This window comes from Agromyces laixinhei (assembly GCF_006337065.1).
Taxonomy (GTDB): Bacteria; Actinomycetota; Actinomycetes; order Actinomycetales; family Microbacteriaceae; genus Agromyces; species Agromyces laixinhei.
This window is the reverse complement of sequence record NZ_CP040872.1, coordinates 759,420-782,649: the sequence shown is the minus strand read 5'-3', so window position 1 is coordinate 782,649 and position 23,230 is coordinate 759,420. Positions and strand designations below refer to the sequence as shown.

General features: G+C 71.4%; 19 protein-coding genes and 1 pseudogene. 10 read left to right on the top strand and 10 right to left on the bottom strand.

The genetic code is table 11. The annotated features are described in order from the left end of the window. Positions 1-89: 89 nt before the first annotated feature. The 6 genes from paaZ to FHG54_RS03705 all read right to left on the bottom strand — a co-directional run bounded on the left by paaZ (position 90) and on the right by FHG54_RS03705 (position 8,237). Complete coding sequence (gene paaZ, locus FHG54_RS03730) at positions 90-2,186, bottom strand: phenylacetic acid degradation bifunctional protein PaaZ (protein ID WP_139416074.1); 2,097 nt, start codon at positions 2,184-2,186, stop codon at positions 90-92. Between the two features lie 56 nt (positions 2,187-2,242). Next, positions 2,243-3,055 carry a 3-hydroxyacyl-CoA dehydrogenase family protein gene (locus FHG54_RS03725; protein WP_232331340.1) on the bottom strand — a complete coding sequence of 271 codons (813 nt, stop codon included), beginning with the start codon at positions 3,053-3,055 and terminating at the stop codon, positions 2,243-2,245. Between the two features lie 53 nt (positions 3,056-3,108). After that, positions 3,109-3,879, bottom strand: a complete 771-nt coding sequence (locus tag FHG54_RS03720) for an enoyl-CoA hydratase/isomerase family protein (RefSeq protein WP_139416072.1) — start codon at positions 3,877-3,879, stop codon at positions 3,109-3,111. Next, positions 3,879-5,075, bottom strand: coding sequence for a thiolase family protein (locus FHG54_RS03715; protein ID WP_139416071.1), 1,197 nt, complete (start codon positions 5,073-5,075; stop codon positions 3,879-3,881). Before FHG54_RS03715 ends, FHG54_RS03720 begins: the two co-directional genes overlap by 1 nt. A gap of 256 nt (positions 5,076-5,331) precedes the next feature. Beyond that, positions 5,332-7,266, bottom strand: a complete 1,935-nt coding sequence (locus FHG54_RS03710) for a DEAD/DEAH box helicase (protein WP_139416070.1) — start codon at positions 7,264-7,266, stop codon at positions 5,332-5,334. A gap of 263 nt (positions 7,267-7,529) precedes the next feature. Beyond that, positions 7,530-8,237, bottom strand: a complete 708-nt coding sequence (locus FHG54_RS03705) for a collagen-like triple helix repeat-containing protein (protein ID WP_139416069.1) — start codon at positions 8,235-8,237, stop codon at positions 7,530-7,532. A gap of 169 nt (positions 8,238-8,406) precedes the next feature. Between FHG54_RS03705 and FHG54_RS03700 the strand changes: the two genes are divergently transcribed. The 5 genes from FHG54_RS03700 (at position 8,407) to FHG54_RS03680 (ending at position 14,149) form a co-directional block, all read left to right on the top strand. Beyond that, positions 8,407-9,417, top strand: coding sequence for an alpha/beta hydrolase (locus FHG54_RS03700; RefSeq protein ID WP_139416068.1), 1,011 nt, complete (start codon positions 8,407-8,409; stop codon positions 9,415-9,417). A gap of 79 nt (positions 9,418-9,496) precedes the next feature. After that, positions 9,497-10,570: a YihY/virulence factor BrkB family protein gene (locus FHG54_RS03695; protein WP_139416067.1), complete on the top strand. Its 1,074-nt coding sequence runs from the start codon at positions 9,497-9,499 to the stop codon at positions 10,568-10,570. Positions 10,571-10,652: 82 nt separating this feature from the next. Then, positions 10,653-11,987 (top strand): sensor histidine kinase, encoded by a 1,335-nt coding sequence (locus FHG54_RS03690; RefSeq protein WP_139416066.1) that lies wholly within the window; start codon positions 10,653-10,655, stop codon positions 11,985-11,987. Continuing rightward, a complete protein-coding gene (locus FHG54_RS03685) occupies positions 11,984-12,652 on the top strand; it encodes a response regulator (RefSeq protein ID WP_139416065.1) in 669 nt (222 codons plus the stop codon). Before FHG54_RS03690 ends, FHG54_RS03685 begins: the two co-directional genes overlap by 4 nt. Positions 12,653-12,760: 108 nt before the next feature. Continuing rightward, positions 12,761-14,149: an acyltransferase family protein gene (locus FHG54_RS03680; protein WP_168197087.1), complete on the top strand. Its 1,389-nt coding sequence runs from the start codon at positions 12,761-12,763 to the stop codon at positions 14,147-14,149. Here FHG54_RS03680 and FHG54_RS03675 read toward each other — a convergent pair. Next, entirely contained in the window at positions 14,105-14,674 is a 570-nt protein-coding gene (locus FHG54_RS03675) for a hypothetical protein (protein ID WP_139416063.1), read from the bottom strand. The genes FHG54_RS03680 and FHG54_RS03675 overlap by 45 nt on opposite strands. A gap of 10 nt (positions 14,675-14,684) precedes the next feature. Further along, on the bottom strand, positions 14,685-15,092 hold the full coding sequence (locus tag FHG54_RS03670; RefSeq protein WP_139416062.1) for a DUF4383 domain-containing protein: 408 nt from the start codon (positions 15,090-15,092) through the stop codon (positions 14,685-14,687). A gap of 117 nt (positions 15,093-15,209) precedes the next feature. On the opposite strand from FHG54_RS03670, the pseudogene FHG54_RS17100 reads away from it, so the two are divergent. After that, positions 15,210-15,290 (top strand): annotated as a pseudogene (locus FHG54_RS17100) (antibiotic biosynthesis monooxygenase); the annotation flags it as partial. Between the two features lie 19 nt (positions 15,291-15,309). On the opposite strand, the gene FHG54_RS03665 reads toward FHG54_RS17100, so the two are convergent. Together FHG54_RS03665 and FHG54_RS03660 are read right to left on the bottom strand one after the other, a co-directional pair. Beyond that, entirely contained in the window at positions 15,310-15,996 is a 687-nt protein-coding gene (locus tag FHG54_RS03665) for a DedA family protein (RefSeq protein WP_139416061.1), read from the bottom strand. A gap of 104 nt (positions 15,997-16,100) precedes the next feature. Further along, on the bottom strand, positions 16,101-16,898 hold the full coding sequence (locus FHG54_RS03660; RefSeq protein ID WP_232333589.1) for an IclR family transcriptional regulator: 798 nt from the start codon (positions 16,896-16,898) through the stop codon (positions 16,101-16,103). A gap of 84 nt (positions 16,899-16,982) precedes the next feature. Between FHG54_RS03660 and hutH the strand changes: the two genes are divergently transcribed. From hutH to hutI, 4 genes are all read left to right on the top strand, one after another. Further along, complete coding sequence (hutH, locus tag FHG54_RS03655; RefSeq protein ID WP_139416060.1) at positions 16,983-18,554, top strand: histidine ammonia-lyase; 1,572 nt, start codon at positions 16,983-16,985, stop codon at positions 18,552-18,554. Between the two features lie 154 nt (positions 18,555-18,708). Beyond that, positions 18,709-20,142, top strand: a complete 1,434-nt coding sequence (locus FHG54_RS03650) for a M23 family metallopeptidase (RefSeq protein WP_139416059.1) — start codon at positions 18,709-18,711, stop codon at positions 20,140-20,142. A gap of 99 nt (positions 20,143-20,241) precedes the next feature. After that, the gene (gene hutU / locus FHG54_RS03645; protein WP_139416058.1) at positions 20,242-21,924 is read left to right on the top strand and encodes a urocanate hydratase; all 1,683 of its coding nucleotides are present in this window, start codon (positions 20,242-20,244) and stop codon (positions 21,922-21,924) included. Continuing rightward, a complete protein-coding gene (gene hutI, locus FHG54_RS03640) occupies positions 21,921-23,210 on the top strand; it encodes an imidazolonepropionase (protein WP_139416057.1) in 1,290 nt (429 codons plus the stop codon). Before hutU ends, hutI begins: the two co-directional genes overlap by 4 nt. Positions 23,211-23,230 lie beyond the last annotated feature (20 nt).

Genomic DNA, 23,230 nt, shown 5'->3' with positions numbered 1-23,230 from the left:
GTGCGAACCCGCAGCATGGAACCCGCTGCGTTGCCGTCGCCTGCTTCCCGCCACCCGCTTCCCGCCACCCGCTTCCCGCCGCGCACGCGTCAGGAGTGCTCCTTCGCCACGAGCGTGAGCACGTCATAGGTCGCGACGAGTTCGTCGTTCTGGTTTCGCAGCACCGCGTCCCAGCGCACCTCGCCGTACTCGTCGGTCTCGCGCGGCGTGATCTGCTTCGCCGTGAGTTCGACCCGGATCGAGTCGCCCGGCGACACGGGCGTCACAAACCGCAGGTTCTCGAGCCCCGAGTTCGCGAGTACGGGCCCGGGCGCCGCGTCGACGAAGAGGCCCGCCGCCCACGAGACGAGCAGGTAGCCGTGCGCGACGCGTCCGGGGAAGAACGGGTTCGCTGAGGCCGCGGCCTCGTCCATGTGGGCATAGAACGTGTCGCCGGTGAACTGCGCGAAGGTCTCGATGTCCTCCAGCGTCACGGTGCGTGACGCGCTCACCACCTGGTCGCCGATCGTGAGCTCGGCGAGCGACTTGCGGAACGGATGCGGTTCGCCGGCGTCGGCGAACGGCTTCGAGGTCGCGCCCGCGTGCCAGACGCCGGTCAGGGCGGTGAGCATCTCGGGCGAGCCCTGCACCGCGGTGCGCTGCATGTGATGCAGCACGGCACGGATTCCGCCGAGCTCCTCACCGCCGCCGGCGCGGCCCGGGCCGCCGTGCACGAGGTTCGGCAGCGGCGAGCCGTGCCCGGTCGAGGTGCGCGCGTCATCACGGTCGAGGAACAGCACGCGGCCGTTGTAGGCGGCCATGCCCGACGCGAGCGCCACGGCGACCTCGGGGTCGTGGGTCGCCACGCTCGTCACGAGCGATCCGCCGCCGCGCGCCACGAGCGCGGCAGCCTCGGCGACGGTCTCGTAGCCGACGATCGAAGAGACCGGGCCGAACGCCTCGACCTCGTGCAGCGCGGGGCTCGCGGCATCCGCGAACCGCAGCAGCATCGGCGCGACGAACGCGCCGCCGGACGCCTCGCCGCCACCACCACCGGCACCGGCACCGGCACCGCCTTCGAGGGTGACGGCCGGGGCATCAACCGAACCGATGACGAGTTCGCCGCCTCCTGCTTCGAGCAGGCCGACCTGGCGGAGCACCTCGTCACGCTGCTCGAGCGAGGCGAGCGGTCCCATGGTGACGCCCTCGACACGCGGGTCGCCGACGACCACGCGCTCGGCGATGCGAGCGCGCACCGCGTCGACCACGGCGTCGACGGATGCCGCGGGCACGATCGCCCGACGGATCGCCGTGCACTTCTGGCCGGCCTTCGTCGTCATCTCGGCGACGAGCTGCTTCACGTAGGCGTCGAACTCGGGAGTACCGACGACCGCATCGGTGCCGAGCACGCTCGCGTTGATCGAGTCGGTCTCGCTCGTGAACCGCACGCCGCCCGTCTGCACCGAATCGTGCGAGCGCAGCTTCTCGGCGGTTGACGCCGAGCCGGTGAAGCCGACGAGGTCGCCGAGCCGCAGGTGCTCGAAGAGGTCTGGCACGCTGCCGGAGACGAGCTGGAGCGACCCCTCAGGCAGCAGCCCCGACTCGACGAGGATGCGCACGAACCCCTCGGCGAGGTAGCCGGTGGGTGTCGCGGGCTTCACGAGGGTCGGCACGCCGGCGAGGAAGGCGGGGGCGAACTTCTCGAGCGAACCCCACACCGGAAAGTTGAAGGCGTTGATCTGCACAGCGACGCCGGGCAGGCGCGTGTAGATATGCCGCCCGAGGAATGAACCGTCCTTCGACAGTTGCTCGACCGCGCCGTCGACGTAGACCTTCGAGTTGGGCATCTCGCGACGCCCCTTCGACGAGTACGTGAAGAGCACGCCGATGCCGCCGTCGATATCGACCCACGAGTCCTGCTTCGTCGCCCCCGTGCGCGCGGAGAGTTCGTAGAGTTCGGCCTTCCGTTCCGTCAGCGCGAGCGCCATCTGCTTGAGGAGCACCGCGCGTTGGTGGAAGGTGAGTTCGCCGAGCGACGCCTGTCCGGCGGTGCGGGCGTACTCGAGCGCTGCGCCGAGGTCGAGCCCTTCGGTCGAGACGCGGGTGACGATCTCGCCGGTCGATGCGTCGCGCACCTCGGTCGCCGCCGCCGCGGCATCCGGGGTCCACCACGCGCCGTTGACGTAGCTCGGCAGGAAGTCGTTCATCGGTGCATTCTCCTTCGTCGGGTCAGTCAATGGCGTGGGGCCTGCGGAACCGCCGATCACGGAGCATCCCAGAGGTAGAAGCCCTCGCCGGTCTTGCGGCCGAGCTTGCCCTCGGCGACCATGCGCCGCAGCAGCGCGGGCGGGGCGAAGCGCTCGCCGAGCGTCGACGAGAGGTACTCGGCGATACCGAGCCGCACGTCGAGACCGACGATGTCGGTGAGCCGCAGCGGGCCGATCGGGTGCTTGTAGCCGAGGGCCATCGCCGCGTCGATGTCTTCCGCAGAGGCGACGCCCGCTTCGAGCATGCGAATCGCCTCGAGCCCGAGCGCGACACCGAGGCGCGACGACGCGAAGCCCGGGGCATCCGCGACGACGATCGGGGTCTTGCCGATGGCGCGCACCCAGGTGCGTGCCTGCTCGACGAGCGTGCCCTCGGTCGCCTCGCCTCGCACGATCTCGACGAGGGTCGACGCCGGCACCGGATTGAAGAAGTGCATGCCGAGAAACCGCGACGGCCGGTCGAGCAGCGCCGCGAGCTGGTCGATCGAGATCGACGACGTGTTCGACGCGAGCGCGGCGCCCGGCGCGAGCACGCCCTCGACCCGGGTGAGGGCGTCGATCTTCAGTTCGAGGTCCTCGGGCACGGCCTCGACGACGAGGTCGCACCGGGCGAAGTCGGCGACATCGGTCGTGGCGGCGAAGCGAGCGGCGATCACCGCCTCCTCGTCGTCGGCGGTGCCTCTGGCGACGGATGCCGCGACGGACTCGAGCACTCGGGTCGAAGCAGCAGCGGCGGCCGGGGCGTCGCGTTCGACGACGGTGACACGTGAGCCCGCGAGCAGGAAGGCGTGTGCGATGCCGGCGCCCATGCGCCCGCCGCCCAGCACGCCGACGTCGGCGGGGGCTCCGGTGTCGGTCTCGTTCACTTCTGCTTCCTCTCGAGGAACTCGGTCATGCGGCGCAGCTTCTCGGGGCTCTCGAAGAGCACGGCCTGCTCAGCGAGGTCGACGGCAGGATGCTCGGGCCGCGGCGCGCGGAACACCCGCTTCGTCGCGATCGTCGCCGCGCGGTCGTTGCGCGCGATGCGATCGGCGATCGCGTGCGCGGCGGCGAGCAGTTCGGCTGCGGGGTGCAGCCCGCTCACGAGCCCGATCTCCAGCGCTTCTGCGGCGCCGATGGTGCGGCCGGTGAGCAGCAGTTCGATCGCGCGAGCATCGCCGACGATCTCCTTCAGCCGCCAGCTCGCGCCGGCCGCGGCGATGATGCCGAGCCCGGTCTCGGGATTGCCGATCTTCAGTTCGGGCGTCGCGATGCGGATGTCGGCCGCGTATGCGAGTTCGGCACCGCCGCCGAGGGCGTATCCGTCGAGGGCGGCGATCACGGGCATCGGCAGCAGCGCGAGCCGAACGAAGGCGTTCGCGTTGATGCCCGCGCGCGCGTCATCCGCTCGCCGTTCGCGAAGCTCGGCGATATCGGCACCCGAGGCGAAGACCCCGTCAGCGCCCGTGAGGATGAGCGTGCGCGGAACCGCCTCGAGTTCGGCGCACAGCACGTGCAGGGCGTCGATCGTGGCCTGGTCGATCGCGTTGCGCTTCTCGGCCCGGTTCAGGGTGGCGACGACCCGATCGCCCCGCCGCTCGACGAGCAACGGCGACTCGGTGCCGTCCGACGCGGCGGCGCGGGCGGCGGGCATCACACCCGCTCCACGATGAGCGCGCTGCCCTGTCCGACGCCGACGCACATCGTGGCCAGGCCGTAACGCGACTGCTCGCGCTCCATGCGGCCGAGCAGCGTCACGACGAGCCGTGAGCCCGACGAGCCGAGCGGATGCCCCAGTGCGATGGCTCCCCCGTCGACGTTGACGCGCTCGGGGTCGAGCCCGAGGCGGCGCATCGACGCGATCGACTGGGTTGCGAAGGCCTCGTTGAGTTCGACCGAGCCGATGTCGTCGAGGTCGACGCCCGAACGCTCGAGCGCCTTCTCGGTTGCGGGCACGGGCCCGAGACCCATGATCTCGGGCGGCAGCCCGGCCGAGGCGCCGACGACGACACGGGCACGCGGCGTGAGTCCGTAGCGCTCGACGGCGGCGGCACTCGCGACGAGGATCGCCGAGGCGCCGTCGTTCAGTGCGCTCGAGTTGCCGGCCGTCACGATCGAGCCGCCGTGCACGACCGGCCGCAAGCCGGCAAGTGCCTCGAGCGTGGTCTCGGGCCGGGGGCCCTCGTCGACGAGCACCTCGCCGCGATGCGTCGGCACGCCCACGATCTCGGCCTCGAACCGGCCGCCTTCGATCGCCGCCGCCGCACGCTGCTGCGAGCGCAGCGCGAAGGCATCGGCCTCTTCGCGCGTGATGCCGTCGATGCGGGCGACCTCTTCGGCCGTCTCGGGCATCGAGAAGGTGGCCTTGTCGCGGGCGAGGAGCTTCGGGTTCGGGAAGCGCCAGCCGATCGAGGTGTCGTAGGCGGCGCCGGGCTTCGCCCATGCCCGGTCGGGCTTGGCCTGCACCCACGGCGCGCGGGTCATCGATTCGACGCCGCCGGCGATGATCAGGTCGGCGTCGCCGGCCCGGATCGCCTGTGAGGCCATCGTGATCGCCGACATGCCAGAAGCGCAGAGGCGGTTGACCGTGATGCCGGGCACCTCGTCGGGCAGGCCGGTGAGCAGCACCGACATGCGCGCGACGTTGCGGTTGTCTTCGCCCGCCTGATTGGCGGCGCCGAGGATGACCTCGTCGATCGCGCCGAGCTCACCGGCCTGGTCGAGACGGGTGCGGCGCACGAGTTCGCCGACGACGAGCGCCGCCAGATCGTCTGGCCGAACGCCCGCGAGCGCTCCGCCGTAGCGCCCGACCGGCGTGCGAACGCCCCCGACGAGGTAGGCCTCAGCCATAGTTCACTCCTGACCGCACTGTCTGTGGTGGAACGTCGCACCCAGCGTAGGCAGGCGCCGCGACATCCGCTCGCTCGGAACAATTTCTGACCGACCGTTCAGGTAGTAATTATGGCAAACGGATGTCCCAGGCGCCAGTCGCGCCCCACGCCGCCCATGATTGTGAGGCCACTGCAAACATCAAGCGTGGAAGAGCTGAGTGCACGAGTGCCCGCGTCCGTCTGGACGCGGGCACTCGTGGCTCATCGGGGGTGCCTCAGCCGGCGAGTTCCTCATCGGCCGTGCCGCGCTCGAGCTCGCCGGCGAAGTCATCGCCGAGGCGCATGTCGACGAAGTCGACGTCGATCTCGGCACGGTCGAGCAGTTCGACCATGCGACGCTGGCGGTTGCGCGGGATGAGCGTGACGACTTGACCGGCCTTGCCGGCGCGACCGGTGCGGCCCGAGCGGTGCAGGTAGGTCTTGTACTCATCGGGCGCGTCGGCCTGGATCACGAGGTCGATGTCATCGACATGGATGCCGCGTGCCGCGACATCCGTCGCCACGAGCACGTTGACCCGGCCGCTCGTGAGCTGCTGGAGGTTGCGCGTGCGACGCGACTGGTTCAGGTCGCCGTGCAGCGCGACGGCGCGGATGCCGTAGTCCTCGAGGTGCTCGGTGAGGTCTTCGGCGAACGCGCGGGTGCGGCTGAACACGAGGGTCTTGCCCTCGCGGTTCGCGAGTTCGGCGACGATGTCGCGCTTCTCGTGGTTGCCGATGACGAACACGCGGTGCTCGATCGTCGAGGAGGCCTGGTCTTCACCGGCGACCTCGTGCACGGCCGGGTCGACGAGGAACTCGTCGACGAGCGCGGCGACGCCCTGGTCGAGGGTCGCCGAGAAGAGGAGCTTCTGCCCGCCCTCGGCGGTGCGACGGATGATGCGCTGCACCGGCTCGAGAAAGCCGAGGTCGCACATGTGATCAGCCTCGTCGAGCACCGTGATGACGACCTCGGAGAGGTCGAGGCGGCGCTGCTCGATGAGGTCTTCGATGCGACCGGGGGTGCCGATCACGATGTCGACGCCGCGCTGGAGCGCGCCGACCTGACGGTGCTGCGGCACGCCGCCGTAGATCTGCGTGGTGAAGAGGCCGACGCTCTGGGCGATGGGCTGCACGGTGCGGTCGATCTGCAGGGCGAGTTCCCGGGTCGGAGCGAGGATGAGCGCGCGGGGCTTGCGGCCCATCTGGCGCTTGCCGCCGGCCTTGCCGGACGCGGCCCAGAGCTTCATGAGTCGCTCAACGGTCGGGGCACCGAAGGCGATGGTCTTGCCCGAGCCGGTCTTGCCGCGGCCGAGCACGTCGCGACCCTCGAGCACGACAGGGATGGTCGCGGCCTGGATCGGGAACGGCGACTCGGCTCCGAGATCCTTGAGCGCGCGCACGACGTTGCCGCCGAGTCCGAGGTCGGCGAAGCTCACACCCTCGGCGTCGGTCGCCTGGATGGCCTCGGCCTCGAGCCGCTCGAGCACGACATCGTCGTTCTGGGTGCGGCGTCGGCCCTGATCCTTGGCCGGGTAGAAACTCGAGTCGCGGCGGCCGGACTCCTTGAAACCGGGGCGGTCGAAGGAACGGGTCGGCCGGTCGTTGCGGTCGAAGGAACGGGGAGCACGGTCACTGCGGTCGTTGCGGTCGTTGCGGTCGAAGGAACGGGGAGCACGGTCACTGCGGTCGAACGAGCGGGGAGCACGGTCACTGCGGTCGTTGCGGTCGAACGAGCGGGCGGGACGGTCGTTGCGATCGAAGGAACGCGGCGCCCGATCGCTCGAGCGACGCTCGTCACGACCGTACGAACGCGACGGACGGTCATTACGGTCGTTGCGGTCGAACGAACGAGGAGCACGCTCGTCACGACCGTACGAACGCGCCGGGCGGTCGTTGCGGTCGTTGCGGTCGTACGAACGGGGAGCCTGCTCGTCACGACCGTCACGATCGGATCGGTGCGGGGTGCGGCCCGACGCGACGCGCTCATCGCGCGACCAACGCTCTTTACGGGGTGCGTCGGCCTCGGGGCGGTAGCCGCGGTGGCCTTCGCTCCGCGACCCGGGCTTCTGCGATCCGGAGCGCGCCGGACCGCCCTTCGAGCCCCCCTTCGCGTACGAGGGATCGAAGTTCCTGGCGGGCCTGCCGCCTTGGGGTTTCTTGTTCTTGGGCATGGTGACTTCCTGGGTTGTACTCATGTACATGGCAGCACCACTGCTGGCGCAGCACACTGAGAACCCGGAGCATCGTCGACCGGGGCCGTTCACATACGGTGACTATCCGAGGCCATTGCCCCGAAACCGGCCCTTTGGACTCACAAACCCATCCGCGCACAGCGCGGTGTCCAGAACCGACTGGGCCACGATACCTGAATCATCTGGGAAAGTCCCGCACGCGGCATCCGCCCTGCGGTCGGACGGCCCTGGCGCCGGGCAGCTCAGCCCTCTGGTGCCGCCTCCGGTGCGGCCGTGGCACTGGAGAGCACCCAGACCCCGCCGGTGCATTGGTAGAACGTCACCGTCTCGGTGTCGATGAACACGTCGCCGTCGGTCGTGCACGTCTCGGGGGCCGGTTCGCCGGCGCCCAGCACGACTTGGGTGCCGGGTGCGCCAGGTGCGCCGCTTTCGCCGGGCGCGCCCGTCTCCCCGGTCGCACCGGTCTTTCCGGTCGCACCGGTCTCGCCGGTCGCACCCGGCGCGCCGGCGAGGTTCTCCGCCGCCGACACCCGGATGTTGCCGACGAGCGCCCAGTCGCCATCCGTGAAGAGGTAGACGTCGGACGTGGCGATGTCGATGTAGACGTCACCGTCGTATCCCTTGCCCGACGCGGGCACGCCCGACCCAGCGCGAACGGCGGATCCGGCCGGCAGGATCTCGGCGAACGCCTCCTCATAAGCGGCCTCGTCGACCTCATCGACGGCCGTCGGCGTCGGGGTGGCGATCGCCTCGTTCGCATCGGTCGAACGCGCCATGGTCGCCCCGAGGAACGACGCCACGAACGAGAGGAGCACGACGGCTGCGCCGACCCAGAGCAGCATGGCCCGGCTCACTCCCGCGGTCTTCGCCGGCGCGTCGGCCGGAGACGACTGGGGCGGCGCTCCGGTCGGTTCCGACGATGCGTCCTTCGGGATCCGGTCGTCACTCATGTCGCGCGCCCCTCACGTCTCGCGCTCCGGTCGACCCGTGACGGCACGGTGCGGAGCCGCGTCGAGCCCAGCGTAGCGAGCGCGATCCGCGATCGAACAGGGCCACGCGGGCGCGTGGTCGTCCGAACGTGAGGTAGCATCACTCCACCCCTGAACCACGGAGCCCGGTGTGACCTCGACCCGACGCACAGGCGGCTCCGGCACTCGCGCCCGGCGAGTGATGTGGGCCGCCCAGGCCGCTGCAGCCGCCATCGCGAGCGTGAGCGCGCTCTCGGGCTTCCACCTGCCGCTGCGCGAGATCGACCCGCGAGGCGTCGACGCTGCAAGCGCCGGCACCGAGATCATCGGAATCCGCACGTTCACGGCGCCGCCCGGCATCCGGGTCGAGGCAGACCTCGAATACGGAGTGCGCGAAGACGGCACCATGCTCACGCTCGACGTCTGCACGCCCCCCGCAGCCGCGCTCGCCGATGAGCCCCTGCCCGCGGTCGTCTCGATCCACGGCGGCAGCTGGGCTCGTGGCGACAAGGCGAACGCCGACTGGCGAGGCACCTGCCTGTGGCTCGCGAGTGAAGGCTTCGTCGCGGCATCCGTCAACTATCGACTCGTGCCGGGCGCAGTCTTCCCGGCGGCGATCGACGACGTCGCCCTCGCGGTCGAGTGGCTGCGCGCGCCCGAGCAGGCGGCGCGCTTCGGCATGGATCCCGATCGAATCGGCGCGTTCGGCGGCTCGGCCGGCGGCAGCCTTGCGGCACTGCTCGGCACCACGGGCGACGGTCCGCTCGAGACGGGTTCGCGAGTCGCGGCGGTCGCCGAGCTCTCGGGCCCCGTCGGGCTCGGGGCGTCCGAGCTCGTGGCCGACGGGGCATCCGACTGGCTGCATCGCATCATCGGCGATTACCTCGGCTGCGAGCCGGGCGCGAGCGACGAGCAGTGCCCCCAGGCAACGGAAGCCTCGGCGGGCACGCACGCCGACCCGAGCGATCCGCCGTTCTTCATCGGCCACTCCGAGTCGGAGGTCGTGCCGCTCGGTCAGTCGCAGCGGCTCGCGTCGACGCTCACGACCGCCGGGGTCGCCGTCGAACTCGCGATCGTGCCGGGCGGTGATCACTCGATCGGACTCCTCGACGAGGCGATGCGCGCTCGCGTCGCGGCGTTCCTGCACGCACACCTCGATTGAGCAGCTGAGCGACGTTCGCAACCCCCTGTGCGGGCGCGTCCACGAGCCGTAGGCTCGGGGCGTCACAACGGGAGGCAGCATGCCCGCACACCAGCGAACCGATCACGATTCCGAGGAGTCATCCGGCCACGACTCACCCGTGCAGCTGTCCCGCGCCGACTGGCGCATCATCGTCACGCGCACGGTGCACGAGTACCGCATCAACCAGTCGCACGACATCGCGGCGGCCCTCACGTTCTACGGGCTGCTCACGGCCTTCCCCGCGCTCCTCGCGGCGTTCGCGCTGCTCGGCATCTTCGGCAGCGCCGAAGCCGTGGTCGCCGATGGGCTGCAGGTCGTGGAGGAGCTCGGCGGGGCATCCGTCGCCGATGCCCTTCGTGAGCCCCTCGACCAACTGGCCAACGCCTCGCACGCCGGTCTGGCATTCGCGACCGGTCTGGTCGCCACGCTCTGGGCCGCATCGGGATACGTCGGATCGTTCGGCCGCGGCATGAACCGCATCTACGGGGTCAAGGAGGGTCGTCCGTTCTGGGAGATGCGTCCCGCGATGATCGCGGTCTCGGCAGTGCTCGTCGTGCTCGGCGCGATCGCCGCGGCGGGCCTCGTGGTGACCGGCCCCGTGGCCGCAGCGACCGCCCGCGTGCTCGGCCTCGACGAGGGCGTCGCCTTCTGGTGGGACCTCGCGAAGGTGCCGGTGCTCGCCGCGATCGGCATCCTCGTGATGGCGCTGCTCTACTGGGCCGCGCCGAACGTGAAGCGGCGGAACCTGCGATGGCTCAGCGTCGGGGCGATCGTCGCCCTGCTCGCGTGGATCGTCACGACGGCGCTCTTCGCCCTCTACGTCTTCGGGGTCGGCACCTACGAGCGCATCTACGGCATCCTCGGCGGGGTCGTCGCCTTCCTCCTGTGGGTCTGGCTGTCGAACCTCGCGATGCTCTTCGGAGCGGTGCTCGACACGGAGGTCGAACGTGCTCGGCAATTGCGCGCCGGCATTCCCGCAGAGGAGCAGGTGCGACTGCCTCTCCGGGACGACCGCGTGATCGCCAAGAACGCTGCCCAGCGGCTGCGCGACGAGCACGCCTCGGCGGGAATGCGCCCCGATACGGTCGTCGACGGCGTCACCCCGCCCGCCGGCCTCCGCCCGCACGGCTGATCGGCACCGTACCCGCGTAGGGGAGCGAATCGCCCGAGGGAGGGATGCAGCACAGCGCTCCGCGTGGTTGGCTACTGGCATCATGGCGCAGATCCATCATTCAGAACACGGTCCGGCGGATGCCGCGGCGCCGGTGCCGCGCGCAGCACCGCCGCACGCGCCGGCACCACCGCGACCGTCTGCACCACCGCGACCGTCGCCGTCGTCTGCGCCGTCCATCCCGGCGGCACCCGCGCGACTGGCCCGCATCACCGCCGACGAGCGCCAGTTCCGCGCGTGGATGCAGGTGTCGACGTCGCTGCTCGCGGTGATCCTCCTGTCGGTGTCCCTGCCGCTGGCCGCGACGATCTACGACATCGAACTGCTCGCCGCCGCTGCCACGAGCCTCGCGCTCGCCGTGGCACTGCCGCTCGCGGTGCGGTGGCCGTGGGTCGCCGCCGGAGTCTCCGCCGCGGGGCTGCTCGCCTTCGCGCTGCTCTCCATGAACTCCGACGGGGCGCCGTGGCCGTGGCCGGTCACCTCGATCGTCAGCCAGAGCGTGCTGCTCATCGTGCTCGGACTCATGTGGGAGTGGTGGCTCGGACTCATCGCGTGGGGCGCGGGGGTCGTCGTGACCCTGCCGTTCGCCTTCTTCGACACGGGCGCCGCGGCGAGCATGATCACTGGTGCGGCCGTCACGGCACTCGCGTGTGCTGTCGCCGTGCTGCTCGCACAGCGACGCGTGATCGGCGTCGAGCTCTTCCGCGAGCGCGCGCACTCCGCGTCGGAGCAGCAGCGCCGCGTGCTCGTCGAGGAGCGCAACCGCATCGCTCGCGAGCTGCACGATGTCGTCGCGCACGGCCTGTCGATCATCCATGTGCAGGCGACGAGTGCGCCGTACCGCGTCACCGGGCTGAGCGACGACGCCAAGACGGAGTTCGCCGAGATCGCCGTCTCGGCGCGCTCCGCGATGACCGAGATGCGCCACCTGCTGGGGGTGCTCCGGAGCACCGATACCGCGGCGGAGACGGCGCCGCAACCCGGGCTGGCCGAGCTGCCCGAGCTCGCGGCATCCGTCGAGCGCGCCGGAGTTCCGGTGACCCTCACCCTCGCCGAGCGCCTTCCCGACGGCGGGCTGGCTGCCACGACCGCGTACCGCATCGTGCAGGAGGCGCTCAGCAACGTCGTTCGCCACGCGCCGGGCGCGCCCACCTTCGTCTCGGTTGAGGTGCTCGCGAGCGACCTCGTCGTCTGCATCGACAACGAGACGGCGACGGATGCCGCGGCGCCCGACGCCAGGGGCGGTGGCCACGGGCTCATCGGCATCAGTGAGCGCGCGGGGCTCCTCGGCGGGCGCGCGGAGTTCGGCGAACGGCCCGGTGGCGGATACCGTGTTCTGGCGACCCTTCCGATCGGGTCGGACGGAGGCTCGGTGTGACGATCTCGGTGCTCATCGCCGACGACCAGGCGATGGTGCGCGCCGGTTTCGCTGCCGTGCTCGACGCGCAGACCGGCATCGAGGTCGTCGGCCAGGCGGCCGACGGCGACGAAGCGGTCGCCATGGCGCACGAGCTGCGCCCCGACGTCGTCGTGATGGACGTGCGCATGCCCGGCCGCAACGGACTCGAAGCGACCCGTGCCCTGCAGACGCCGCCACGTTCGAGCGACTACGTGCCGCGCGTGCTCATGCTGACGACGTTCGACATCGACGACTACGTCTACGAGGCGCTGCGTGCCGGGGCGAGCGGGTTCCTGCTGAAAGACGCCACGCCCGAAGAACTCGTCGTCGCGGTGCGCGTCGTGGCCTCGGGTGACGCGCTGCTCGCGCCGAGCGTGACGCGGCGTCTCATCGAGGACTTCGCGCGGTCGGCCCCGCCGCGCATCGACGCGGGCCGTCTCTCCGAACTCACCGAACGGGAGCGCGAGGTGCTGACCCTCGTCGGACGCGGGTTCTCGAACACCGAGATCGCCGCAGCCCTCTTCATAGCCGAGCAGACGGTGAAGACGCACGTGTCGAAGATCCTCTCGAAGCTCGGCCTGCGCGACCGCGTGCACGCCGTCGTGCTGGCGTACGACACCGGGCTCGTGCAGCCGGGATCCTGACCGTACGCCGGTACCGCACAGAACCACTCCGCCGGGTGATGCCCACTCCGGCGCCGCTTTTCTAGCCTGCCCTGCAAGGGCGGAGAGGCCGCCCGGATGGAGATGGTCATGACCGACGTACTCGTACCCTCGACCACGCGGGGCGACGCGGCATCCGCTCGACCTTCGACTGCGGTCGCCCGCGATTCGAGCGTCGACGTCATTCGGGTGGTGCTGCTCGTGGTGGTCTTCGCGCTGCACGCGATGATGGTCGGCGTGAGCCTCGGGCCGAGCGGACCCGTGCTCGAGAACGCACTCGAGGGGCAGGGCTGGTTCGCCGCGGTGAGCTGGTTCGTGCAGATCATGCCGCTCTTCTTCATCGCGGGCGGATTCTCGAGCCTGCACCACTGGCGCTCGATGCGATCACGCGGGGCCAGCAGCGCCGACTACGTGCGGGCACGCGTCGAGCGGCTCGTGCGGCCGGCCATCGTGCTCGTCTCCGTGGTCGCCGCCGCACTCGTGGCGCTCTCGCTCGGCGGCCTTCCGCCCGAACTCGTGGCGACGGCCGGCTTCCGCATCGGCCAGCCGCTCTGGTTCCTCGGCGTCTATCTCGCGACGTCGGCGCTCGTGCCGTTCATGGTGCGCGCACACGAGCGGGCCCGCGTGAGCACGCCCCTTGCTCTGCTTGCGGGCGTCGTCGCAGTCGACGTGCTGCGCTTCTCGACGGGGGTCGACGGCATCGGTCTGCTGAACCTCCTGCTCGTGTGGCTGCTCGTGCAGCAACTCGGGTTCCACCTCGCCGACGGCGGGTTCGACCGGTTCTCGCCGACTGCCCTCTGGTCGATCGCCGGCGGCGCGCTCGCGCTGCTCGCCGCGATCACGCTCGCCGGGCCGTACTCCGCCGACATGTACGTCAACCTCAACCCCCCGACCGTCTGCCTCGTGGTGCTCGGCGCCGCCCAGCTGGCGCTCTTCCAGCTGGCGCGCCCGCGCATCAGGGCCTGGACCCGTCGAACGGATGCCTCCCGGCTCGTCTCTGCCGTGGGCGAGCGCGCGATGACGATCTACCTCTGGCACATGCCCGTGCTCGTCGCGCTCGCGGGCGCGCTGCTCGTCGCCAATGCCGGGTTCGGCCTCGCACTGCCCGAGCCGATGACGGCCGGCTGGTGGGCGAGTCGTCCGCTGTGGCTGGGCCTCGCCGCCGCCGCGGTCGCGGGTGTGACGATCGTGTTCGCGCGGTTCGAGCGGGGTCGGCGAGGGGGCGCTCCAGCGGCGGCTTCCGTCGCAACGGGTCGCGGCGCCGCAGCTCTCGATGCGATCTGCGGAGTGGCAGGCGTCGCCGTCGTGCTCATCTCGGGCTTCGGCCCGGTGCAGGCCGTCATCTCACTCGCGCTGCTGACGGTCGCGCTGCGCGGCAGTGCGACCATCAGGGCGTCGTTCGCACGGAGGTCGGCGACGACCGACCGAACCCGCTCAGTGCGCGTGGCCCCCCGGCCGGTCGGATTCCCGCGAGGGTGAATCGGGAGCCTGCTGGTGGGTGCCGTGCGGCACGGCGGACTCACCGGCTTCGGTCGCGGCGAGCGCCGGGGTCGCGAGCGCGGCAACGAGCGCGGCGCCCGCGACCAGGCCGATGAGCCGCGCGGTGTCGGATGTCGCGCGATCGCCTCGAGTCTCCGTCGCGGCTCCGCGACCACGGTCACGGCCCCGCAGCACGAGGCCTGCCGAGAACGCCACGACCACGATGAAGACGGATGCCGCGGCGAGCGGGCCAGGCGCGACATCCGCTGTCGCGGCCGAGCCCGTCGCGACCGCCGTCGCCGTCCCCACGAGCGAAGCGGCGGCCACGACGAGCACGGTCGCCGGGGCGAGGACTCGCCCCGTGTGGAGTGCGAGCCCGCCCCAGCCGAGCGCGGCGACGCCGAGCACGAGCAGGGCGGGCTGCATCACTCCCCCGGCACCGGCGGCGAGCGCGATCAGCACGAGTGCGGCGCCGAGCGCGGCGAGCATCGGCCAGGTTCGCACGGTAGCCGTCAGTGCGTGCATGGCCGGTTCCCTATGCCGTCACCATGCGTCCGGAGCGCTCGAACCCGAGCGCCACTCCCAGGAGCACGATCGCGCTCGCGAGGTGCAGGAAGTGGTCGGCCGTGTTGAGCGCGAGAATGTTCGCTGCCGTGCCCACGAGGAAGAACCCCACGATGCCGAGCAGCAGGTAGGCGGCACCGACGGTCGCGTTGACCGCCTTCGCCGCGGTCGCCGAGACGATGCCGCCGATGAGGAGCGCGGCGCCGATCAACAGGTGGGCCACGTTGTGGAGCGGGTTCACGGCGAACACGCCGAGCAACAGGCCTCCCTCGGTCGCGATGAACCCGACGCCGCCGGTGACGGCGAATCCGAGCAGTCCGACGAGCAGGTAGACCGCACCGAAGATGGTCGCGACGATGCGGTTCGGGGAGTTTCGCATGAGGTTCCTCCTTCTCGAGGCACGACGTCTGCCGTGCGCAAAGGAGTTCGGAACGCTCGCGCGATCGGATTGGCGAACTCGGGCGGGCACAGTTCCGGCGAAGATGGAGACCGGCCGCCTGCGCCGCCGCGCTGGAAGCAGGCGGTGGCCATCTGGCTCGGCTTCTTCCCGGTGAACCCGGTCTTCACCCTGCTCGTGACGGCATTCCTGCGCCCGGTCAGACGGAGGCTTCGTCGGGCTCGCGAACGGCTTCGTCGCTGAGGCGGAGCGCTTCGTCGGAGAGGCGCCGGTGCTCGAGGATGCGGCGGATGACGAGCACCGCGAGTGCGATGGCGATCGCGCCGTAGACGACCCAATCGAGGTACTGCAGGTACTCCTCGAGCAGCGCGTGCTGCGTGCCGAGCGCAGCGCCGACGCCGATCAGCAGGGTGTTCCAGAGGCCGGAGCCGATGGCGGTGAAGAGGCAGAACGAGAGCAGCGGCATGCGGTCGGCACCCGCGGGCAGCGAGATCAGGCTGCGCACGCCGGGGATCATGCGCCCGACGAGCACGGACGAGCGGCCGTGTCGATGGAACCAGCCGGCACCTCGCTCGAGGTCGGTGAGGCTGACGAGACGCGTCCACGCGATCCAGCGGATGGCACGGTCGAGGCCGACGACGGCGCCGAGCCCGTAGAGCACGAGCGCGCCGATGACGGAGGCGAGGGTCGACCAGAAGATCAGCCATCCGAGGTGGAGGTCGCCCGACTGGCTGAGGTATCCCGCGAACGGCAGGATGACCTCGCTCGGGATCGGAGGGATCAGCACCTCGAGGAAGACCAGCACCCCGACCCCGATGTCGCCGAGGGAGTTCAGCACGTCGGCGGCGAATCCGGTGAGGCCGGTGAAGCCGTGTTGCTCAGTCATCAGCAAGTCGTGTCTCGGCTCTCGGTTCTGGGTCGATGATCGGCGCTCGGCGGCCGCCGCCACGCTATCGGATGCCGCATGGGCGAATGCTGAGCGTCGCTCGCTCAGCGGTGCGGGCCGATGCGGCGTGCGAGGGTCGCCGCGGCCTCCTGCACGGCCGGCACGAAGCCTGCGAGCACCTCGTCGGATGCGGCATCCGGAAACGTGATCGCGATCGCGGCGGCGGGCCAGCCGACGTGATCGCGCACGACCGCCCCGACCGAGGCGAGACCGCCGGTGACCTCTCCGTCTTCGCCGGCCCACCCCTGCTCGCGCACCACGGCGAGCACGCGCTTCAGGCGCCCGTAGCTCCAGTCCCCGCCATGCGGGGCATCCGCTTCACCCTGGGGGAGCCGCGACGCGAACGCGGCCCGGTCGGGGTAGAGGGCGCGCAGCTGCGCGGGCGGCAGCACGGCGAGCATCGCGCGGCCGGTGGCCGTGAGGTGCGCGGGCAACCGCACACCGACGTCGGTGACGAGCGACGGCCGCCGCGGGGCGCGCTCCTCGACGAGGTAGAGCACATCGCGCCCGTGCAGCACCGCGAGATGCCCGCTCTCGCCGAGGCGGTCGACGAGCGCCGCGACGAGGGGGCGCCCGAGCCGGGCGAGGGGCTGCTGGCGCGAGAACCCGCTCGAGAGCTCGAACGCGGCGACGCCCAGACCGTAGCGGCGCTCCTCCGGCAGGTGCACGACGAAGCCGCGCTCCTGCATGACGGCGAGCAGGTGGTAGACCGTCGATCGCGGGATGCCGAGCGCCGAGGCGATCGTCGCCGCGGGTGCCGGCCCTCGCTGCGCCGCGAGGTGGGCGAGGATCGCGAGCGTCTGATCTGCGGCAGGCACCTTCGATTGCTGGCTCACGGCAATCAGCCTACGCCGCGTCTGGGATACCGGACGATGGCGGGTGTCAGGGCGTTTCCGCGCGCACCGACGCAGTGTGGAATCGGAGGTATGAGCAGCATCACCTCAGCACCCGCGCGCGCCGCGGCATCCGTCACCGTCGGCACCGGCGCCCTGAGCATCGACGACGTCGTCGCCGTCGCGCGCCACGGAGCATCCGTCGTGCTCGACCCCGGCGCACTCGACGGCGTCGCCGCGAGCCGTGCGATCGTCGAGGGCCTCGCCGCAGACCCCGAACCGCACTACGGCATCTCGACCGGGTTCGGGGCGCTCGCCACGACCTTCATCGCCGAGGAGCGCCGAGCGCAGCTGCAGGCGAGCCTCGTGCGGTCGCACGCCGCCGGCTCGGGCGCCGAGGTCGAGGCCGAGGTCGTGCGCGCGCTCATGCTGCTTCGCCTGTCGACCCTCATGACCGGCCGCACGGGCGTGCGCCGCGAGACCGCCGAGACCTACGCGGCGATCCTGAACGCCGGCATCACCCCGGTCGTGCGCGAGTACGGCTCACTCGGATGCTCCGGCGACCTCGCTCCCCTCGCGCACTGCGCGCTCGTGGCGATGGGCGAAGGCGAGGTCCGCGACGCCGGCGGCGTTGCGACGGATGCCGCGAGCGCCCTCGCTGCAGCCGGCATCACGCCGCTCCACCTCGCCGAGAAGGAGGGCCTCGCTCTCATCAACGGCACCGACGGCATGCTCGGCATGCTCGCCCTCGCGATCGACGACCTGCGGATGCTGCTCACCACCGCCGACGTCGCCGCGTCGATGAGCGTCGAAGGCCTCATGGGCACCGACGCCGTCTTCGCCGAAGACCTGCACGCGCTCCGCCCGCAGCGAGGGCAAGCGGTCTCGGCCTCGAACCTGCGGCGCCTGCTCGCCGACTCCCCGATCGTCGCGAGCCACAAGGGGCCCGAGTGCACCCGCGTGCAAGACGCCTACTCGCTGCGCTGCGCCCCCCAGGTGCACGGCGCCGCGCGTGACACGCTCGCGCACGCGGCATCCGTCGCCGATGCCGAGCTCGCGAGCGCCGTCGACAACCCGGTGCTCACGCTCGACGGCCGCGTCGAGTCGAACGGCAACTTCCACGGCGCGCCGGTCGCGTACGTGCTCGACTTCCTCGCGATCGCGGTGGCGGACGTGGCATCGATGAGCGAGCGACGCACCGACCGATTCCTCGACCGCGCGCGCAACCAGGGGCTGCCGCCCTTCCTCGCCCACGAGGTCGGCGTCGACTCGGGCCTCATGATCGCCCAGTACACCGCCGCGGGCATCGTCAGCGAACTGAAGCGGCTCGCGGTGCCGGCATCCGTCGACTCGATCCCGTCGTCGGCGATGCAGGAAGACCACGTGTCGATGGGGTGGGCGGCCGCACGCAAGCTGCGCCGAGCGGTCGACGGACTCTCCCGAGTGCTCGCGATCGAGGTCATGACCGCCGCGCGTGGCCTCGCGCTCCGGGCGCCGCTCGTGCCCGGAGCCGCCACCGGAGCGGTCGTCTCGCTCGTCGCTGAAGCAGGTGCGGTACCGGGGGCGGACCGCTTCCTCTCCCCCGAGATCGAGGCCGTCTCGGCCCTGGTCGCGCGGGGCGAGGTCGTCTCGGCGGCGAGGTCAGCGGCCGGCACACTCGACTGACGGCGAGCGTGCCCGGCGGCGGAACTGCCGGATGTGCCCCGAACACGGGTGCGGGTTCGATGGGCTCAGGAGTTGTGCCGCCCTGCCTCCGCTGAGAGACTGAGGTGACGTGTCGGCCCCGAAGCCGGTCGTCGAACGGAACCGTATGTCGCTGATGCATCGAAAGCCCTGGCCCCAAGACCCGCCCCGAGCGCGCCGCGCCCGGCCAGACGGGTTGTCGCTCGCCGCCGCAGCGGCAGTGATCGTGCTGGGTATCTCGGGCATCAGTCCGGCGTCGGCGCAAGAGGTCGATCCGACGACGGAACCCCCGTCGACGACGACCGAGCCGACCACACCGGCACCCACGACGACTCCGACACCGGAGCCCAGCCCAGACCCCACTCCGACGCCGACGCCGACGCCCGAACCGACGCCGACGCCCACCCCCGAGCCGACGCCGACGCCGACTCCGACTCCCGAACCGACCCCGACGCCCACCCCCGAGCCGACGCCGACTCCCGAACCGACCGAACCGCCGGCCACCACTCAGCCACCGGCCGCACCGACGGCACCGGTGACCGCGCCGGGCACACCGTTGCTCGTCGGCAGCGGGCCGTACGCGCGCATCTCGACCGGCGTCGACCCGCAGCTCAGCTCGCTGCTCGGCGCGCGCACCGCCCTCGACCGGGCGACCACCGCCCTCAGCGCAGCCCAGGCCGAGCTCGAGTCCGCTCAGTCGACCCGCGCCACCGCCCGAACGCTCGCCGTGCAGCTTCTGGAGAACGCCGAGATCGCCCGCGCCGATGCCGATGCCGCGGCCGCGGTGGCCTTCGCCGCATCGCGCGGCGGTGACTCGTCGCTCACCTCGATGGCGGCGGCGTTCGGCTCCGGCAAAGACCTCCTCGCCGGGCTCGGCGGCGTCGAACGCGTCGAGCAGATCACCGGCGACGCCGAGAAGCTGCAGAAGATCGCCCAGAAGCGCGCCGACGAGGCCGACACCGCCGAAGAACGCGCCGCCGAGGCCTGGGCCGACGTCGAAGCCGTTCCGGTCGAGTCGGCCAGGGCCGCTGTTGCCGACGCCGAGCGCGCGCTCGAATCCGCTCGTGCCGAGCTCTCGGGGCTGCGCACCAGCGTCGCAGCGACGAGCGTCTCGCTCATCGATTCGCTCCCGCGCGACGCCGGGCAGCTGAGCGACCAGGGCTGGGCTCCTCCGGTCGCCGGGCGGCAGACCGACGGGTACGGTCCGCGACCGAACAAGCCGATCGCCGGCGTCAACGAGTTCCACCGCGGCACGGATGTCGCGGCGAGCTGCGGCACGCCGGTCTTCGCCGCCACCGGAGGCATCGTCGTCGAGGCTCGCCCGAACGGCAGCTACGGCAACTGGATCATGCTCGAACACGGAGCGGGCGTCTCGACCGGGTACGCGCACCTCGCCGCGGGCGGCATCCTCGTCAACGCCGGCGACACGGTCTCGGCCGGCCAGCTCATCGGCACCGTCGGCAGCACCGGCGCCTCGACCGGCTGCCACCTGCACTTCGAGGTGCGGCTCGACGGCACGGCCGTCGACGCCGTGCCGTTCATGGCGGCCCGCGGCATCCAGCTCGGCTGACCGCCTCATGCGCGGGCGAGGTGCAGCCCGTCTGGGATTCCAGACAGCGAGCACGCGGCATCCGTTGTCGACGCCGCACCGGTGAGCGAGCATCGGAACATGACCGACGCACCCGCCACATCCTCCGGCCCGCGCACCGTCCGTGCCTCCCGCGGCTCCGAGCTCACCGCGAAGAGCTGGCAGACCGAAGCACCCCTGCGCATGCTCATGAACAACCTCGACCCAGAGGTCGCCGAGCGGCCCGACGACCTCATCGTCTACGGCGGCACGGGCCGGGCCGCACGCAACTGGGAGTCGTTCGACGCGATCGTGCGCATCCTCGAAGACCTCGAAGCCGACGAGACCCTGCTCGTGCAGTCGGGCAAGCCGGTCGGCGTGTTCCGCACGCACGAGTGGGCGCCGCGGGTGCTCATCGCGAACTCCAACCTCGTGGGCGACTGGGCGACGTGGCCCGAGTTCCGCCGGCTCGAGCAGCAGGGCCTCACGATGTACGGCCAGATGACCGCGGGCTCGTGGATCTACATCGGCACACAGGGCATTCTGCAGGGTACCTACGAGACGTTCGGCGCTGTGGCCGCAAAGCGGTTCGGTGGAAGCCTCGCCGGCACGCTCACCCTCACCGGCGGCTGCGGCGGCATGGGCGGCGCGCAGCCGCTCGCGGTCACCATGAACGAGGGCGTCGTGCTTATCGTCGACGTCGACGAGTCCCGGCTCGCCCGGCGCGTCGAGCACGGCTACCTCGACGAGATGACCTCCGACCTCGACGACGCGATCGCCCGCGTGCTCGCGGCCAAGGCCTCCCGCACACCGCTGAGCGTCGGCCTCGTCGGCAACGCCGCGACGGTCTTCCCCGAGCTCCTCTCCCGAGGAGTCGCGATCGACATCGTCACCGACCAGACGAGTGCGCATGACCCGCTCTCGTACCTGCCAGAGGGCGTGAGCGTCGCCGAGTGGCATGAGCTCGCGGCGGCAGACCCCGAAGGTTTCACCGAAAGGGCGCGAGCGAGCATGGCCAGGCAGGTGCAGGCGATGGCCGAGTTCCAGGACGCCGGCGCCGAGGTCTTCGACTACGGCAACTCGATCCGCCGCGAGGCCGAGCTCGGCGGGCTCGCACACGACCGCGCATTCGCGTTCCCCGGATTCGTGCCCGCCTACATCCGCCCCCTCTTCGCCGAGGGCAAGGGGCCGTTCCGGTGGGCCGCGCTCTCGGGCGACCCCGCCGACATCGCCGCGACCGACCGGGCGATCCTCGAACTGTTCCCCGACGACGAGCACCTGCGCCGGTGGATCACGCAGGCCGGCGAGAAGGTGCACTTCGAGGGGCTGCCGGCCCGCATCTGCTGGCTCGGCTACCAGGAGCGCCACCTCGCAGGGCTGAAGTTCAACGAGATGGTGGCGTCGGGCGAGCTCAGCGCGCCGGTCGCGATCGGACGCGACCACCTCGACTCTGGATCGGTTGCGAGCCCCTATCGCGAGACGGAGGCGATGGCCGACGGCTCCGACGCGATCGCCGACTGGCCGTTGCTGAACGCCCTGCTGAACACGGCCTCGGGGGCGACGTGGGTGTCGATCCACCACGGGGGCGGCGTCGGCATCGGCCGTTCGATCCACGCGGGCCAGGTGATCGTCGCCGACGGCACCGAGCTCGCGGCCGAGAAGATCGCCCGGGTGCTCGTGAACGACCCCGGCACGGGGGTCATGCGCCACGTCGACGCGGGCTACGACCGGGCGATCGAGGTTGCGCGCGACCGGGGCCTCCGCGTGCCCATGCTCGAGGCATGAACGACGGCGGCGCCGTGCAGCGCATGCTTCTGACGAACATCGGGGAGCTGGTCACGAACGACCCGGCACCCGGCCGCGACGGGGGCCCGCTCGGCATCGTGCGCGACGCAGCAGTACTCGTCGAAGGCGGGCGCATCGCGTGGGTCGGCAGTGCGACGCACGCCGACGAGCGGCTCGAACTCCGAATCGAGCGTGGCGACGACCGGGAGGCCGACGAGCACCGCACGCTGTGGGACGCCGAGGTCGACTTCGTCGACGCCGACGGCGGAGCGATGATCCCGGGCTTCGTCGACAGCCACACGCACCTCGTCTTCGGCGGCGACCGGGCGGAGGAGTTCGCCGCACGCATGGCGGGGCAGCCCTACGAGGCCGGCGGCATCCGCTCGACCGTCGCCGCGACGCGGTCCGCGAGCGACGACGAGCTGCGGGCGCGGCTCGCGGGGTTCGTCGCCGAGCTGCACGCGCAGGGCACCACGACGTTCGAGATCAAGAGCGGTTACGGGCTGAGCGTCGCCGACGAGGAGCGGCTCGTGCGCCTCGCCCGCGAGGTCACCTCCGAGGTGACCTTTCTCGGCGCGCACGTCGTGCCGTTCGACTTCCGTGAAGACCCGGCGTTCGGCGGCGACGCGGACCGTGCCGCCGAGGCGTACGTCGACCTCGTCGTGGGCGAGATGCTCGCCGCGTGCGCACCCCACTCGCGCTGGGTCGACGCATTCTGCGAGCGCGGCGCCTTCACCGCCGAGCAGTCACGGCGCGTGCTCGAGGCCGGCGCGGCAGCCGGGCTCGGCGTGCGCGTGCACGGCAACCAGCTCGGCGAAGGCCCCGGCGTACAGCTCGCGGTCGAACTCGGCGCCGCCTCGGTCGACCACTGCACCTACCTGAGCGATGCGGATGTCGCGGCGCTCGCGGCATCCGACACGGTGGCGACACTCTTGCCCGGCGTCGAGTTCTCGACCCGGCATCCCTACCCCGACGCGCGCCGGCTCATCGACGCCGGTGCCACAGTGGCCCTCGCGAGCGACTGCAACCCCGGCTCGAGCTTCACGAGCTCGATGCCGTTCTGCATCGCCGTCGCCGTGCGCGACATGGGCATGACCCCGGCCGAGGCGCTGTGGGCTGCGACGGCCGGCGGCGCTGCGTCGCTTCGGCGAGCGGATGTCGGCGCCATCCGCCCCGGCATGCGAGCCGACCTCGTCGAGCTCACCGCGCCGAGCCACGTGCACCTCGCCTACCGACCTGGGGTGCCGCTCATCGCACGCACCTGGAAGGACGGCGCGCTGACCTGAAGAAGCGCGCCGGCCCTCGG